Below are 16667 nucleotides of genomic sequence, written 5' to 3'. Positions count from 1 at the left end.
GTGGGATTGAATGTAACGCGCTCGGTGTTGCCGGCGTGGCTTGCACACCTTGCGTGCAGCACGGCCTTGCTATGCCTTGCGGGCGGGATTTCGCTCCCAGCCTACGCCCAGACGGGTGACGCACTTGTTGGAAATGTCAGAACGGATCCAAACGCACAATTGCTGCTGGAATCTGACGAGCTTGTCTATGACATCAATGCCAAGACCATTTCCGCGGTCGGCGGCGTGCAGATCGATTATGACGGAAACCGTCTCGTGGCGCGCAAGGTCACCTATGACCAGAACACCGGCCGCCTCAAAGCGGAAGGCAAGGTCGAGATCGTCGAGAAAGACGGCAACCGCATCTATGCGGAGAATCTCGATGTTACCGATGATTTCAAGGAAGGCTTCGTCAACGCATTGCGCGTTGAAGCAGCCGACAATACCCGCTTTGCAGCCGAGAGCGCGGAGCGCATCGGCGGCGAGCTGACGACATTCAACAATGGCATCTACACGGCGTGCGAGCCCTGCCGGGCCAAGCCTGATCGGGCACCGCTGTGGCAAGTTCGCGCCCAGAAAATTGTCTGGAATGGCAAGAAAAAAACCATTCGCTTTGAGCGTGGCCGCTTCGAGATGTTTGGCATGCCGCTGGCATTCCTGCCGGCGTTCGAAATTGCCGACCCCACAGTCAAGCGCAAGAGCGGCTTTCTGATTCCGAGCTACCGCCACGAAACGGAACTCGGTTCCGGCGTCACAGTGCCCTATTTCTGGGCACTGGCTCCCAACTACGACCTGACGTTGCAGGGAACTTACTATACGCAGCAGGGCTTCCTGGGCGAGGCCGAGTGGCGTCACCGGCTGGCCAATGGTCAATATACGATCAAGCTTGCTGGCATCGACCAGCAGGATCCTGGTGCGTTTGACAGCATTGACGGCGACGAGGTCGACGCAAATGCTACTACACGGGGAATGATCGGATCGACGGGTGCGTTCAACATAAACCCGCGCTGGACGTATGGCTGGAGCGTCCTGGCACAGTCGGACAAGGCTTTTGCCTATCGCTATGGCATCGCAGACTATGACAACTATAACATTACCGACCAGGTCTATCTGCGTGGCCTGCACGACCGCAATTATTTCGATCTCAGTCTCTACCGATTCCATGTTCAAGAGGGTTTTGAAGACTCCGATTCGAGATCTTCCGAGGAAAAGCAGCCCTGGGTGCTGCCCAGCCTCGACTATGCCTACACACCAACGCAGTCCGTTGCGGGTGGCGAACTCAATTTCGATCTGAATTTGCAGGCCCTGCATCGTGACAAATTTGACGGCAATTTCAGTGGTGAAGACCGGACCGGGTACATAGCCGGCATAGAAGGTGACGACGGCCGTATTACCGGGGAAGCCGAATGGAAACGCTCGTTTATCACCCCAAGCGGACTGGTCATTACCCCACTTCTCGCCCTACGGGGCGATGGTGTTTATGCAGATGGCACGTTTGTCAATGCCGACAACAGTATCGGTGAGGTGCGTTCCGACGTCTTCCGCGGCATGGCTACCGCCGGCCTTGAAACGAAATGGCCGATCCTGTTTACAGCCGCCAACTCGTCGCACGTGCTCGAGCCGACGGCCCAACTTTTTGTTCGCAACAACGAATCCTATGCGGGTGACTTGCCGAATGAAGACGCACAGAGTTTTGTCTTCGATGCATCAAACCTGTTCGAACGCGACAAATTCTCGGGATATGACCGCGTTGAGGGCGGCACCCGCGCCAATCTCGGTCTCCGCTATTCCGGTACCTTCAATAATGGCTGGGGCTTGAATGGTATAGCAGGCCAATCATTCCAGCTAGGTGGGCTCAATTCCTTTGCATCGCCAGATTTCGTCAATGCCGGTGCCGAATCCGGACTGGAATCGGCCCGATCCGACTATGTCGCGATGATCGGCGCAAACAAAGGCGCGTTCAATATCACGACTGGCGGAAGATTCGATAAGGATGATTTTGAAGTCAAGCGTGCAACAGTCGCAACCACGACAGCTGGTAAGTATGGCTCTGTTTATGTGAAATATGCTTTCATCGCCGCGCAGGAAACCTATGGCTTTCCCGACGACCGACAGGAAGTCACTGTCGGTGGACAGGCCAAGTTGACGCCAAATTGGCGGCTCCTTGGCTCCGGAACTTATGATCTTGTGTCGAGTACGCTCGTAAAGCGTACTGCTGCGCTAGCCTATGATGACGAGTGTTTCACGTACAGCATGTACTACACCCAGGAGCAACCGGTCACCGTAAACAACGTCGAGGGGGAGAAGACCTCAACGTTCGGCTTCAATATTTCCTTCCGGACCTTGTGGGGAATCGGCAAGCCAGTCGATATCGGCGGCATCTAATCTTATTGTCTAAGCTGGCCGCACTTGCGGCCAGTCATGCTTTTGCCTTAGTAAAGCGACAATAAAGAGGAAATGAAAATCACAAGAACAAAAACCAGGGTCCATTTCGCGAAAATGGTCCATGATCGGACAAGTTGAGAAATGATGGTGAGGAAGCATATTCTTGCAGCGGCGATGATCACTGCATTGAGCTCTATTCTGACGGTCGGCGTGACATTGCCTGCTGCAGCAAGCGAGATCAAGATTGTCGTCAACGGAGCCGCCATCACCGACTACGATATTTCAAAGCGTGCTGCCTTTTTGAAACTTCAGCATAAAAAGGGAAACCTTACCCAGCAGGCGCGGGATGAGTTGACCGACGAGGCGCTCAAACGCCAGGAACTGAAACGTCTCAATTTGCTTGTTTCGGATAGTGAAGTGAACGACGCCTATGCGCGCTTTGCCACCAATAACAAGATGACACTCAATCAGCTTAACGGCGTGCTGGACAAGTCCGGCGTGACACCGCAGCACTTCAAAGAATACATCCGTATGCAGATGAGTTGGGGCCGCGCGCTCGCTACCCGGAACCGCACACAGGGTGGAACCAGGGTGTCCGAGCAGGACGCCGTGCAACGCATGCTCAAGGATGGCGGAAAGAAGCCCGTCTCTACTGAATATCAACTGCAGCAGGTGATATTCGTCGTCCCAGCCAATAATCGCGGCATTCTCGCCAAGCGTCGGGGTGAAGCCAACGCCATGCGTGGCCGTTTCAGCGGCTGCCAGGCAACGCGCGATATCGCCAAGGGCACACTGGATGTCACAGTGCGCGATCTTGGCAAATTCGTAGAGCAGGAACTGCCGCCGGAATGGTCGAAGCTGGTCATAGCGACACCGGTCGGTCATGCGACGACGACTTTGGATACCGATAAGGGCGTCGAATTTCTCGGGGTTTGCGCCACCCGTCAAGTCTCCGACGATCGCGTGGCCCGCCTCGTCTTTTCCCAGGAAGCAACAGCAGCCGCGGGCGATGGCAAGCCGGATGCGTCAGCTGAAGCCGTCGACAAGAAATATCTCGAGGAACTGCGCAGCAAGGCGAAGATCGTCACTGAATGATGGGATTGCATTGGCATGAAAGCCGCTCTCGCCGTCAGTTCCGGTGATCCTTCGGGCATTGGGCCGGACGTCGCGCTCGCTGCATGGATATTGCGCGAGCACATGCGGCTCCCTGCATTTTTTCTGCTTGCCGACGCGGAGTTAGTTGCCGCGCGCGCCGCAAGGCTGGGCGTCAATGTTCCACTGGAAATCGCAACACCCGAGAACGCAGCGACTATATTCGGCGAGGCGCTACCGATCGTGCCGCTGAAGCACCGGCAATCGGATCAACCCGGCGTTCCACTGGCCGAAAATGCAGCAGGAACTATCGAAGCGATAGAAGAAGCCGTGGCATTGACGCTTGCCGGCCGCGCACGCGCCATAGTCACCTGCCCCATCGCCAAGAAGCCGCTCTATGAGGCCGGCTTCAAATTTCCGGGTCATACGGAGTTTTTGGCGCATCTTGCCGGCGAGCATCTGGGATACGCTGTAACGCCGGTGATGATGCTGGCTGGACCCTTGCTACGGGCAGTTCCCGTAACTATTCACATTGCCTTGAACAAGGTTCCTGCTGTCCTCGACACGGTGACGATCCTGACTGTCTGCCGGATCACTGCGCTGGCACTCAAAAGTCAGTTCGGCATCGCCAACCCACGGCTTGCCATTGCCGGGTTGAACCCGCATGCGGGCGAAGGCGGCAGTATGGGGATTGAAGACGAAGTCACCGTGCGGCCGGCGGTGGAAACGTTGCGTGCTGAAGGTATCGATGCGCGTGGGCCTCTCCCGGCGGATACAATGTTCCATGCCGATGCGCGAGCCACCTATGACGCCGCCATCTGCATGTATCACGACCAGGCACTGATCCCCGCCAAGACGTTGGGTTTCGACGACAGCGTCAATGTTACGCTCGGCCTGCCCTTCGTGCGTACCTCGCCGGACCACGGCACAGCCTTCGATATCGCAGGATCCGGCAGAGCCAAGCCTGACAGCCTCATTGCAGCGCTGCGGCTTGCTGATGAACTGGCGACCAACCGCACACTCGCCACATGAGCATAGATAGCCTTCCACCGCTGCGCGAAGTTATCCAACGCCATGAGTTGATGGCAAAGAAGTCTCTCGGGCAGAATTTTCTGCTCGATCTGAACCTGACAGGAAAAGTTGCACGCCAGGCAGGCGATCTCAAGGATCAGACTGTCATCGAGGTGGGGCCCGGACCTGGCGGCCTTACGCGTGCCCTCCTCGCCCAAGGCGCCAATGTTATCGCCATCGAGCGTGATGAACGCTGCCTGGCCGCATTGCAGGAAATATCCGATCATTACCACGGCCGGCTTCGCGTCATTGCCGGCGACGCCCTGGATACGGATTTCTCTGCGTTAGCGAACGGCAGCAAGGTGAAGATCGTCGCCAATCTCCCCTATAATGTCGGCACGCAACTGCTGATCAGTTGGCTACTTAGTGAACCATGGCCACCGTTCTATGCGTCGCTGACGCTGATGTTTCAGCGCGAAGTGGCGGAGCGGATCGTCGCGCGTCCGGATTCGGATGCCTATGGCCGTCTCGGCGTGCTGGCCGGCTGGAGAACCGAGGCGAAAATTACTTTTGATGTCCCGCCACAGGCGTTCACACCGCCGCCAAAGGTTACGTCCTCGGTCGTCCATCTGGTACCGCGTGTGGCCCCGCTCGCCTGCGACGCGGCAGTGCTTGGTCGTGTAACCCAGGCTGCGTTTGGCCAGAGGCGCAAGATGCTGCGGCAAAGCATCAAATCGCTTGGCGGTGAAGCGCTGCTTGCCAAGGTCGGGATCGACCCGACACGTCGGGCGGAAACGCTATCAATCGAAGAGTTCGTAGCGTTAGCGAATGCGCTTTAGTCCAGCTTTTCATCGAGAAGACTGCTGACGAAATCGAACAGACCCGGGCAGCGGTCTCGGCGCAGGCGTTCGGCGGTGACGATTGACTGAACCTGCTGATAGGCGCGGTCCAGATCTTCGTTGACAATGACATAATCGTAGGAGCGCCAACGCTCGATCTCGTTACGCGCATTGTCCAAACGCATGTTGATCACGTCTTCAGCGTCCTCTGCACGCCGATGCAGCCGCTCTTTTAAAGCGGCCATGGATGGAGGAAGGATGAAAATACTGACTACATCGCCTTTCATCTTCTCCTGCAACTGCAACGCGCCCTGCCAGTCGATGTCGAAAAGCATATCCTGGCCGTCCGCGAGCGCATTTTCCGCGGCCTCGCGCGGGGTCCCATAGAAATTGCCGTGGACTTCCGCCCATTCGATCAACGCGTCGCTGTCGCGCAGCCGCTCGAACTCGCGTGTCTGGATGAAATGATAATGGACGCCCTCGATTTCGCTGGGACGGCGGGACCGTGTCGTCACGCTGATCGACAGCGCAAGCTCAAGCTTTTCCTTGTCAGTCAGCAGCATTCGGGCAAGCGTCGACTTACCCGCCCCGGACGGCGATGACAGGACGAGCATAAGACCACGTCTTTTGATGCTGTTGGGCATAGTTACTCCAGATTCTGTATCTGCTCGCGCAATTGATCCACAACAGCTTTCAGGTCAAGTCCGATCGATGTAATTGAAGCGGCATTGGCCTTCGAACAAAGCGTATTCGCTTCGCGGTTGAATTCCTGTGTCAGGAAGTCAAGCTTGCGGCCAACACCGTTGCCTTGCTTCAGGAGATCGCGGGCGGCGCTGATATGCATTTCCAGCCGGTCGAGCTCTTCCTGGATGTCAGCCTTCGTCGCAAGGAACGCCGCCTCCATATACAGCCGCGATTCGTCCAATGCGGGAGCGGCATCGAGCAGCAGCGAGACCTGTGCAGCCAGACGCGAGCGAATAGCATCAAACGAGCGGCTTGGATCAAGTCTCGCCTGTTCCACCAGCATCTCGATCGCCGCGATCTGTACAGTCAAAATCTCGCCCAACGCCTTGCCCTCGGCTTGGCGGTTGTGCACCAGTTGAACCATTGTTTCGTCCAGAACCGCCAGTACTGCCTCTTCAATCTTACGCTGTTCTTCCGGATTGGGCGTCTCCTGCGGCGCCTCCAAGACGCCACGGAGCGCCATGAGGCCCTCTGGTGTGGATGCTGCCAGACCGTAATCTTCACGCAGACGTGCAGCGATCGCTGCCAGTTCCTTCAGAAGTGGTTCGTTGATGATCGCCTTGGCAACACCCGCGCTGCGATCGACGGTAACGGCCGCCTGAAAATTTCCGCGCTTGAAATGCTGGCTGAAAAGGGCGCGGGCTTTCTGCTCGATCGTTTCAAGACCGGCCGGCAGGCGAAACCGCACGTCGAGACCTTTGCCGTTAACCGACTTGATTTCCCACGAGATTTGCACCCCGGCGCTGTTCCGGAGGTGACGGGCAAATCCCGTCATGCTTTGCAATGACATGTCTACCCCCTGGAACGAAAGGCCACTCCTTTGGCCTTCCAGTATCAATTTCCGCCAGTTGCATCCGGCAATGCATTCTTGTCACCGGTTGCCGCCTTGGCGGCCTCATCGAGGCGATTTTTCTCGACGTCGCGCCAGCGTTTCACATTATCATTGTGTTCTTCAAGCGTCTCGGCAAATACATGTCCGCCAGTGCCATCGGCAACGAAATAAAGGTCCTTGGTCTGCGACGGATGAGCGACGGCTTCCAGCGCATCACGACCAGGATTTGCGATCGGCCCGGGTGGCAGGCCATTGATCGTATAAGTATTGTAAGGCGTCGGCTTCTCAAGATCTGACTTCAGGATCGGGCGGTCCGAAGGCTTGCCCTTGCCACCAAACAAACCATAAATGATCGTTGGATCGGATTGGAGGCGCATGCGCTTGTTCAACCGGTTGATGAAGACGGCGGCAACGCGTGGACGCTCGTCCGCCTTGCCAGTCTCTTTTTCGACGATGGAGGCGAGCGTCACGAACTCTTCAATGGTTTTCAACGGAATCTTGGGATCGCGGCGCTCCCATATGTCTTCAACCAGCTTTTTCTGATCGGCCTGCATCTTCTTGATGAGTTCCTCGCGCGTTGTGCCGCGAGAAAAACGCATTGTATTAGCGAAGAGCGAGCCTTCACTGGGCATGATTGCCGGCAAATCGCCAACAAGCACGTCATCCTCGCGCACCCGCTGGAAAATCTGATCGACGGTAAGACCTTCCGGAATCGTCAGCGAACGAAGTACGGATTTTCCGCTGCGCAACAGATCCATGATCTCTCGCATGGACGCATGCGCCTTGATTTCATATTCGCCGGCTTTCATGTCTCCCTGATGGCCATAGGCCTGAACGCCGTATTTAAAGACCCGGGCATCACTGATAATGCCACGCCTTTCCAGCCCGTCGGCTATCTCGACAATCCCGGTACCGCTCTTCACGACGTAGTTGGTTGTAACATCGCTAGGTCCAGGCTCGTTGAACGCCAGCTTGCCAAAGTATACCGCGGCCGCGGCAGCAAGAACCACCAGCACGACGAGCGACAGCATGAAATTGGCAAAAACAACGATCTGGCTGCGGGCCCGACGAGAGCGTCGCTTCGGCAGAGGTGGTGGTGTACCTGGTTCCGGACGCAATGCTTCAGAAGCCGATTGCGGGACAATCGGCTTACGATCCGGCGTGTTGGCCGCTGAACCGTTTGTCTCTTCAGACTGCTGATCTGAGCTCACGCAAGCACCTCGGGGCATGATACCGGCTGACGCCGGTAGAATCGATTGTGATTATGGCAAAAACGCGAGAGCGCTCCGCCATAAAATCAATCACTGTTGATAACGCCGCATCACGAGCGAGGCATTGGTACCGCCAAACCCAAAGGAATTGGACAGCGCGATATCGATCTTGCGTTCGCGCGGCTTGTGCGGAACCAGATCGATCTTCGTTTCCTTGGAAGGCTTATCGAGATTGATCGTTGCAGGAGCGATATTGTCGCGGATCGCCAGCACGCAGAAAATAGCTTCTGTCGAGCCAGCGGCACCAAGAAGATGACCGATGGAAGATTTGGTGGATGACATCGATATTTTCGAAGCGGCATCGCCGACAACGCGTTCGACCGCACCGAGTTCAATCGTATCGGCCATTGTCGAAGTGCCGTGCGAGTTGATGTAATCCACATCGCCCGGCGTAATGCCTGCGCGCTTCAAAGCCATTTCCATAGAGCGCTGTGCGCCCTCACCGCTCTCTGACGGTGCGGTGATGTGATACGCATCGCCGGATAGGCCATAGCCGATGATCTCGGCATAAATCTTGGCGCCGCGAGCCAGGGCATGCTCCAGCTCTTCAAGGACGACAACGCCGGCACCCTCACCCATCACAAAACCATCGCGGTCTTCATCATAGGGTCTCGACGCGGTTGTCGGATCGTCGTTTCTGGCAGTGGACAACGCCTTGCATGCAGCAAAGCCGGCTAGCGAAATGCGGCTGACTGGCGACTCGGTGCCACCGGCCACCATCACATCGGCATCGCCGAATGCGATCAAACGCGAGGCGTCGCCGATAGCGTGTGCACCGGTGGAGCAAGCGGTAACGACTGCATGATTTGGACCCCGCAACTTATGTTTGATCGATACCTGGCCGGAAGCCAGGTTTATCAGACGACCGGGGATGAAGAAGGGCGAGATGCGTCGGGGGCCTTTGTCGCGAAGTGTATAGCCTGCTTCGACAATGCCCTCGAGACCACCAATGCCCGATCCGATCAAAACACCCGTACGGATCTGGTCTTCATCGCTTTCCGGCGCCCATTTGGCATCTGCAAGCGCCTGGTCTGCAGCCGCAACGGCGTAAACAATGAAAGGATCGACCTTGCGCTGCTCTTTGGGTTCCATCCAATCATCCGGATTAAATGTACCATCAGAGCCATCACCCACCGGAATACGGCAGGCGATCTTGCAGGGAAGATCTTCAACTTCAAATTCCGTCACACGCCGGGCGCCACTCTGGCCGGCAAGAAGCCGCGACCAGGTTAGTTCAACCCCGGATGCGAGAGGAGAAACCAGCCCAAGGCCGGTTATGACAACACGCCTCATGGCAGATCCTTAACTATCCAATGCAACATGATTGTTTCCGGCCCAACGCATGAACGAGCAAGGTTAAGCACCTTATATCACGATCGCTGCGGGGCCGAACAAAAATCAGGCAGATGCTTTGTCGATGAACTTAACGGCATCGCCGACTGTCAGAATCGTCTCGGCAGCATCGTCCGGGATTTCGACGCCAAACTCTTCTTCAAAAGCCATCACGAGCTCGACAGTATCAAGGCTGTCGGCGCCCAGATCGTCGATGAAGCTCGCACCATCGGTGACTTTCTCGGCATCAACGCCCAGATGTTCAATAACGATTTTCTTGACGCGTTCTGCAGTATCACTCATGTGGAAACCTCGACCTGTTTGTTTTTCCCTATGCCTTGGTTAGCGGCACGGATGACTCTAATCAAGCAATAAGATGGTTGTTCTGCCCTGTTTAACAGCTAAAACACCCGTCCTTGCGGTTCATTCCTTGCGGAACTGAAAGGACATCAAATCGATTTGACTGCCCAGACTGGTGCGCGACTTATCACGCTTTATTCGCGGTCTCAATCTCATAAATGTGATTGATACCGATACCGGTGGATACGATTGATGCAAACCGATCAGATCATCGCCATGCCACCGTTGACGTGAATTGTCTGACCCGTGACATAGGATGCTTCATTGCTGGCAAGATAGACAACCGACGAAGCAACTTCGGCGCCCGTACCCATGCGGCGCATGGGAATTGCCGACATGATGCTTTCTTTCTGTTTATCGTTGAGCTTGTCAGTCATTGCCGATTCGATGAAACCCGGTGCAACGCAGTTGACCGTGACGTTGCGGCTGGCGATTTCCTGCGCCAAGGATTTGGAGAAGCCGATGAGTCCGGCTTTGGAAGCGACATAATTGGTTTGACCCGGATTACCTGTCACGCCCACGACCGAAGTTATGTTGATGACGCGGCCATAGCGACGGCGCATCATCGGATGCGTGAGTTCGCGGGTCAGACGGAAAACTGCAGTCAGATTGACTTCAAGCACATTGTCCCAGTCCGCATCGCTCATGCGCACGAACAGGCCGTCTTTGGTGATGCCCGCGTTGTTGATGAGAATATCAACGCCTCCAAGATCGGCTTCGGCCTTTTCGCCGAGCGCTTTGACTTCGCCCCGATTCGAAAGATCAGCCGGGAAGATCATTGCCCGATCGCTAAAATCAGACGCCAGCGCTTCCAGCTTCTCCATACGGGTGCCATGGAGACCCACGACTGCACCCCGTGCATGGAGCGCACGAGCGATTGCCTCGCCGATGCCACCCGTCGCACCCGTGATAAGAGCCTTGCGGCCTGTGAGATCAAACATTGCGCGTTCCTTTAAGCGTTCAAGGCAGCGACTGCCGCATCGATGTCTTCCGGCGTTCCGATAGCAATACCGGATATGTCCTTATTAATACGGCGCGCAAGACCAGTCAGCACTTTACCCGCACCGATTTCGTAGAGCGTTGTGACCCCATTATTGCCAAACCATTCTACCGTCTCGCGCCAGCGCACTTGTCCCGTCACTTGCTCAACCAGCAATGCGGCGATTTCCGCCGCAGACTTGACGGGCGCAGCACGGACATTGGCAATAAGCGGCACGACCGGATCGTTTTTGGAAACATCGGCCAATGCGACGCGCATGGCCCCGGCGGCGGGCTCCATCAACGTAGAGTGGAAAGGAGCGGAAACCGGCAGCATGATCGCGCGCTTGGCACCTTTGGCGGATGCCAGCGCCGCCGCTACCTCGACAGGGCCCTTCGCACCGGAAATCACCAACTGACCGCCGCCATTATCATTGGCGATCTGAACGGGGCCCTGTTTCGCCGCTTCGGCACAAATTGCTTCGACGTCTTCATGCTCAAGGCCGATAATGGCGGCCATGGCGCCCTCGCCCGCCGGAACCGCCTTCTGCATCGCATTGCCGCGAATGCGCAAGAGGCGCGCCGTATCGGATAGCGAGAATGTGCCTGCTGCACAAAGCGCCGAATATTCGCCGAGAGAATGGCCGGCAACGTAGGCAACCTTATCCTTCAAGGATACGCCCTTGGACTCCAGCACGCGGAATACGGCGATGGATACGGCCATCAGTGCGGGCTGCGCATTGGCGGTCAGCGTCAAAGTTTCTTCCGGGCCTTCCCAGATGATCGAAGACAGCTTCTCGCCCAGAGCTTCGTCCACCTCGTCGAAAACAGAACGCGCCTCGGGGAAATTCTCCGCCAGAGCCTTGCCCATGCCGACAACCTGGCTTCCCTGGCCCGGAAAGGTGAATGCAATGGACATAAGCTGCGCCTCCAAAGGTTGCTTACAGTGTGAATCTGACGCGCGATGTGCCTACAGGCAAGCACGAAGTCAAGCTTTGATGCAATGATACAACTGACGCTAGGCATGCTTGACTTAGGCTAAGTGATAGATTGACTGTCGTCGACCACCAGATGCGCTGGAATCCAAAGGCGGACTGGCGCATTGAAGATATTCAGGCCGTTTGCAAGGAGTTTGAAATTATCTGCAAGAGGTCACGCTCTGGCAGTTCTCACTACAAAGTTTCACACGCATCACAGTACGAGATTTTAACGATCCCTTTTAAAAGACCTATCAAGCCTGTATATATACGGAAACTCATCGAGTTTGTTGAAGCTGTGAGGAATTCACGTGACCTATCATAAATATCCGGTCGTTGTTTCTCCTCTCGCTGATGAGGATGGCGGAGGATTTGGTGCTTATGTACCTGATCTTCCAGGCTGCATGAGTGATGGTGATACGCCCGAAGAGGCGGTACACAACGCTTATGATGCAATCGAAGCCTGGATCGAGGCCGCCAGTGAGTTGGGCCGCGACATTCCAGCACCCTCTCAGAAACTGACATTTGCCTGATTATACGCAATTTACGCCCATACTTAGAAAATCTGTCAGGCGGGTTGCTTATTTGGGCATTTGCCCGTATAGAGCGCCCGTTCATTGCTCGGCGTCAGCTGGGGGCTGAACGGAGGGCCGGATTTCGATCCGTCGAAGCATAAGAGCTTCAGCCTCCCGTGTCTCCGCTCTCGATCGTCTCCATCAGCGTCCTTTCTTCGCCGGTCTCCGGCAGAGAGATTCGCAGAGGTTTACCGTTGATTCCGGGCAATATTAACGAAGAAAGGCAAAGACAATGGCTCTTTATGAACATGTGTTCCTTGCTCGACAGGATATTTCGCAGCAGCAGGTCGATGCGCTTGTAGAACAGTACAAGGGTATCATCGAGACCAATGGCGGCACAGTCGGGCGTATTGAAAGCTGGGGGCTCCGTGCTCTCACCTATCGCATAAACAAGAACCGCAAGGCGTATTACTCCCTGCTCAACATCACTGCTCCTGCAGCAGCTGTTGCCGAGCTCGAGCGTCAGCAGCGCATCAACGAAGACGTCCTGCGTTTCATGACGATCCGCGTTGACGAACACGAGGAAGGCCAGTCGGCCATGCTCGCTCGCCGTGACGATCGCCGCGACCGCGACGACAACAAGTTCGGTGGCCGCGACGACGACCGTCCGCGCCGTCCACGCCGTCCGCGTGACGAAGCCGGTGAAGGAGCAGAATAATGGTTGATATCAATCAGATCCCGACCCGCCGTCCGTTCCATCGCCGCCGCAAGACCTGCCCGTTTTCGGGCGCCAATGCGCCAAAGATCGACTACAAGGACGTAAAGCTCCTGTCGCGCTACATTTCCGAGCGTGGCAAGATCGTTCCTTCCCGTATCACGGCTGTCAGCCAGAAGAAGCAGCGCGAACTCGCTCAGGCGATCAAGCGTGCCCGTTTCCTCGGCCTGCTGCCATACGTTGTAAAATAATAAAACAGAGGCGGTGGGTTTCGACCCGCCGCCTCATTCCACCATCCGCGATGGGCGCGGGTCTGGTGATTTAGAAAACCCGAGTTGAGGTTATGGCCTAGCGGCCACCTCTAACTGCTGAAACAAGCAGGACAGCGAGTGAAATGAAACTGACTGCAAAAGATTTTGGTGTAGGTGTGTTAGCGGGTTTTTCCGCTGCATTGCTTTCGATCGGCGTTATCACGCAATCGACCCTCGCCATGGCGCTGTTGCTGTTTTCGCCACTGCCTATTTTTGTAGCTGCTCTCGGCTGGGGTACGGCCGCCGGCTTGATTGCCGCCCTTTCCATGGCTGTCGCCGTATCCGTGCTTGCCGCGCCAATGGCGGCCCTTATCGTGGTCCTGATCACTGCGCTCCCTGCCGCCGCTGCATCGTACTTTACCGGCCTCGCACGCCCTGCCGATGAAATCGGTGGACCGAAGGACGTCATGGTCTGGTATCCGCTCGCCGATACTCTGCTGCGCCTGGCGCTGATTGTGGCAGCCAGTTTCATTGCAATCGGCATGCTCGTCGGATTTGGCGATGAACTTGCAGGCGAACTGGCGAAATCACTGGGGCAGCAGCTTGCCGCAAGCAACCCTGAACTTGCCGCCAATGCCGACGTTGCGCAGAGCATGGCACTGTTTGTCGTGCGTGTATTGCCCGCTCTGCAGCCTGCCATATGGGTGACGATAATCGTCGCCAATCTCTATCTGGCACTGCGGTTGACGGCCGCTTCCGGCAAACTACGCCGACCGCATGATGACTGGCCGCGGGCGCTGCGCATGCCTCGCTCCGCGCTTATCATCTTCGCCATCGCTTGCGCTGCCTGCTTCCTGCCGGGCGGCATCGGCTACGCCGCAACCGCAATAGCCGGCGCACTCGGTGCCGGTTTCACGATGGCGGGTTTCGCGATACTGCATGCAAGAACGCGCGGCGCACCATGGCGTCCAGTGGCACTGTGGTTCGCTTACCTCGCGGTTCTGCTTTTCGCCTTTGTCCTTTTCCTCTTCCTTCTTGCCGGTTTGTTCGACACGTCGCGCAACGCCCCGGTCTCGAAGGCTGCGAATACAACACCACCTAGCAACGACAATTAACATTAAAACAGACAAGGATTATTCAAATGGAAGTCATTCTTCTCGAACGTATCAGCCGCCTCGGCCAGATGGGTGAAACAGTCAAGGTAAAGGACGGCTTTGCCCGTAATTTCCTGTTGCCACAGGGCAAGGCTCTTCGCGCCAACGAAGCCAACAAGAAGAAGTTCGAGGGCCAGCGCGCGCAGCTCGAAGCACGCAACCTCGAACGCAAGACGGAAGCACAGGCGATCGCCGAAAAGCTCGACGGCAAGTCGTTCATCGCCGTTCGTTCGGCTGGCGAAACCGGTCAGCTCTACGGTTCAGTTTCGACACGCGATATCGCTGATCTGATCACCGCCGAAGGCTTCTCGATCAACCGTAACCAGGTTGAACTGAACACGCCGATCAAGACCATTGGCCTGCACAAGATCGTGCTGACACTTCATCCGGAAGTTGAAGCAACGGTCACGATCAACATTGCTCGTACTGCAGATGAAGCCGAGCGTCAGGTAAAGGGCGAAGATCTTACCTCTGCCGAGGCGATCTACGGTATCGAAGAAGTTCCCCTTGCGGACGAATTCTTCGACGAGGACGAAGAAGGTGAAGAGAACGCCTGATCTTTCTTCGATAGATCATTCTTTCGAATGATCTCATCAACATTTTGAAAGTACCCGGCAGCAGTGCCGGGTATTTTTTTGCTTTTCAGGAACAAAAAAACGATTAGATTTGTTTGTCCTACCACGCCCGACCACGGCTCACCTCCCGAGCCTGCCAATGGCCGAGCTCTATCGTCAATGATGGAGATTGTTCATGAATGCCATACTCAAAGCCGCACTCTCGCGGATGATCTACACTGGCACTTTGGTTATCACAGACTCTTCCGGTAAAACTCAAACTTTCGGTGATGGAACCGGAGAGCAATTCGCCTTTCGCATCAACAGTGCAGCGGCCGAACGGAAGATCGCCTTCGATCCATCGCTGCATTTCCCGGAAGCCTATATGAACGGGGATATCGACGTTCTCGAAGGCGATATTTATGACGTCCTCAAGATTATTTTCGAGAATACCGGGGCGACTGTCGCCAAGGAACCCTGGATGTTGGCGATCGAAGGCATTCGCCGGGCTACCCGTCGCTTGCATCAGATGAATACGCTGACCCGCGCGTCCAGCAACGTTCAGCGCCACTATGATCTCTCCGAAGATCTCTACAGGTTGTTTCTCGATACCGACATGCAATACTCCTGTGCCTACTTTGAACGGCCGGATGCAACGCTTGAAGAAGCGCAGCTTGCGAAAAAACGACACATCGCAGCGAAACTGTTGTTGAAAAAGGGGCACAAGACGCTCGACATCGGTTGCGGCTGGGGCGGACTCGGAATCTACCTCGCCAAGCACCTCGAAGCCGATGTGACCGGCGTAACGCTGTCGCAAGAGCAATTCGGTATCGCCAACAAGCGCGCATTTGAAGAAGGCCTGACTGCCCAAGCACAATTCAGCTTGCGGGACTACCGGACTATCGAAGAGACCTTCGACCGCATCGTGTCCGTTGGCATGTTTGAGCATGTCGGTATCGGACACTTCCCGGAGTATTTCCAGCACACCGCGCGGCTTTTGAAGAAGGACGGCGTATTCCTGCTGCACTCCATCGGACGCTCGGATGGCCCCTCCTACACGAACGCCTTCATCCAGAAATACATATTTCCCGGCGGTTATATTCCAGCGCTTTCGGAAGTGCTGCCGCACATCGAAAAGGCTGGCCTCGTTGTCACCGATATCGAGATTCTCCGGCTGCACTACGCGGACACTTTGCGTATCTGGCGCGAACGATTCATGGCGAATCGCGAGAAGGCCAAAGCGATCTATGATGAACGGTTCTGCCGCATGTGGGAGTTCTATCTTGCGGCTTCGGAAGCGGCGTTCCGCTGGCAAAACCTGGTGGTGTTCCAGATCCAGCTCGCACATCGGCAAGAAGCGGTGCCGCTAACCCGGAACTATATCGAGAAGGAAGAAAAACGGCTCAAGCGCCTCGAATGTGAGCGCAGCTCCGCCAACAGCCAGGTGGAGACCAAGGAATCAGTCGCCGGGCGGTAAGTCCGACAACAGACTACCGTCTAACATCAAAAACCATCCGCAGGGCGATTTGCGGATGGATTTTTTGTATTTTCCACTGCGCCAAAATTGCGACATTGAGCGTTGCGGGTATACACTGTCATCTGCGAATCACGCGCCAAATCGGTGGCTCTGAGTCAAGCTGTAACATCCTGTTTTGTACTTCTTGCTGTGGACGGAAAT

17 protein-coding genes are annotated in these 16667 nt (G+C 55.9%); 10 read left to right on the top strand and 7 right to left on the bottom strand.

Annotated elements, in window-relative coordinates:
• The 4 genes from C7476_RS06760 to rsmA all read left to right on the top strand — a co-directional run bounded on the left by C7476_RS06760 (position 1) and on the right by rsmA (position 5306).
• Complete coding sequence (locus C7476_RS06760; RefSeq protein ID WP_181872369.1) at positions 1-2364, top strand: LPS-assembly protein LptD; 2364 nt, start codon at positions 1-3, stop codon at positions 2362-2364.
• 141 nt (positions 2365-2505) lie between these two features.
• Positions 2506-3459: a SurA N-terminal domain-containing protein gene (locus tag C7476_RS06755; protein WP_114429140.1), complete on the top strand. Its 954-nt coding sequence runs from the start codon at positions 2506-2508 to the stop codon at positions 3457-3459.
• Positions 3460-3474: 15 nt separating this feature from the next.
• Positions 3475-4488, top strand: a complete 1014-nt coding sequence (pdxA, locus tag C7476_RS06750) for a 4-hydroxythreonine-4-phosphate dehydrogenase PdxA (protein ID WP_114429139.1) — start codon at positions 3475-3477, stop codon at positions 4486-4488.
• On the top strand, positions 4485-5306 hold the full coding sequence (gene rsmA, locus C7476_RS06745) for a 16S rRNA (adenine(1518)-N(6)/adenine(1519)-N(6))-dimethyltransferase RsmA (RefSeq protein ID WP_114429138.1): 822 nt from the start codon (positions 4485-4487) through the stop codon (positions 5304-5306). The genes pdxA and rsmA overlap by 4 nt, the downstream gene beginning before the upstream one ends.
• Here the strand turns inward: rsmA and gmk are convergent.
• The 7 genes from gmk to fabD form a co-directional block, all read right to left on the bottom strand.
• Positions 5303-5950 (bottom strand): guanylate kinase, encoded by a 648-nt coding sequence (gmk, locus tag C7476_RS06740; RefSeq protein WP_114429137.1) that lies wholly within the window; start codon positions 5948-5950, stop codon positions 5303-5305. The two genes, rsmA and gmk, sit on opposite strands and share 4 nt — an antisense overlap.
• Before the next feature lie 2 nt (positions 5951-5952).
• Positions 5953-6840 (bottom strand): YicC/YloC family endoribonuclease, encoded by an 888-nt coding sequence (locus C7476_RS06735; RefSeq protein WP_114429136.1) that lies wholly within the window; start codon positions 6838-6840, stop codon positions 5953-5955.
• Positions 6841-6884: 44 nt separating this feature from the next.
• Positions 6885-8111, bottom strand: a complete 1227-nt coding sequence (gene mltG, locus C7476_RS06730) for an endolytic transglycosylase MltG (RefSeq protein WP_425373953.1) — start codon at positions 8109-8111, stop codon at positions 6885-6887.
• Positions 8112-8183: 72 nt separating this feature from the next.
• Entirely contained in the window at positions 8184-9446 is a 1263-nt protein-coding gene (gene fabF, locus C7476_RS06725) for a beta-ketoacyl-ACP synthase II (RefSeq protein WP_114429134.1), read from the bottom strand.
• 105 nt (positions 9447-9551) lie between these two features.
• Positions 9552-9788 (bottom strand): acyl carrier protein, encoded by a 237-nt coding sequence (locus tag C7476_RS06720; RefSeq protein WP_091880344.1) that lies wholly within the window; start codon positions 9786-9788, stop codon positions 9552-9554.
• Positions 9789-10048: 260 nt separating this feature from the next.
• A complete protein-coding gene (gene fabG / locus C7476_RS06715) occupies positions 10049-10786 on the bottom strand; it encodes a 3-oxoacyl-[acyl-carrier-protein] reductase (protein ID WP_114429133.1) in 738 nt (245 codons plus the stop codon).
• Between the two features lie 11 nt (positions 10787-10797).
• Positions 10798-11742: an ACP S-malonyltransferase gene (fabD, locus tag C7476_RS06710; RefSeq protein WP_114429132.1), complete on the bottom strand. Its 945-nt coding sequence runs from the start codon at positions 11740-11742 to the stop codon at positions 10798-10800.
• A 369-nt stretch (positions 11743-12111) separates the two neighbouring features.
• On the opposite strand from fabD, the gene C7476_RS06700 reads away from it, so the two are divergent.
• The 6 genes from C7476_RS06700 (at position 12112) to C7476_RS06675 (ending at position 16466) form a co-directional block, all read left to right on the top strand.
• A complete protein-coding gene (locus tag C7476_RS06700) occupies positions 12112-12333 on the top strand; it encodes a type II toxin-antitoxin system HicB family antitoxin (RefSeq protein ID WP_114429130.1) in 222 nt (73 codons plus the stop codon).
• Positions 12334-12607: 274 nt separating this feature from the next.
• Complete coding sequence (gene rpsF / locus C7476_RS06695) at positions 12608-13033, top strand: 30S ribosomal protein S6 (RefSeq protein ID WP_106664746.1); 426 nt, start codon at positions 12608-12610, stop codon at positions 13031-13033.
• The gene (gene rpsR, locus C7476_RS06690) at positions 13033-13281 is read left to right on the top strand and encodes a 30S ribosomal protein S18 (RefSeq protein ID WP_008128538.1); all 249 of its coding nucleotides are present in this window, start codon (positions 13033-13035) and stop codon (positions 13279-13281) included. Before rpsF ends, rpsR begins: the two co-directional genes overlap by 1 nt.
• A 143-nt stretch (positions 13282-13424) precedes the next feature.
• Positions 13425-14396, top strand: coding sequence for a DUF2232 domain-containing protein (locus C7476_RS06685; protein WP_114429129.1), 972 nt, complete (start codon positions 13425-13427; stop codon positions 14394-14396).
• A gap of 26 nt (positions 14397-14422) precedes the next feature.
• On the top strand, positions 14423-14992 hold the full coding sequence (rplI, locus tag C7476_RS06680) for a 50S ribosomal protein L9 (protein ID WP_114429128.1): 570 nt from the start codon (positions 14423-14425) through the stop codon (positions 14990-14992).
• A gap of 193 nt (positions 14993-15185) precedes the next feature.
• Positions 15186-16466, top strand: a complete 1281-nt coding sequence (locus C7476_RS06675; RefSeq protein WP_114429127.1) for a cyclopropane fatty acid synthase — start codon at positions 15186-15188, stop codon at positions 16464-16466.
• Positions 16467-16667: the final 201 nt, after the last annotated feature.

This window comes from Phyllobacterium bourgognense, assembly GCF_003337575.1.
GTDB classification, from domain to species: domain Bacteria; phylum Pseudomonadota; class Alphaproteobacteria; order Rhizobiales; family Rhizobiaceae; genus Phyllobacterium; species Phyllobacterium bourgognense.
This window is presented reverse-complemented; position numbering and strand designations above follow the sequence as displayed.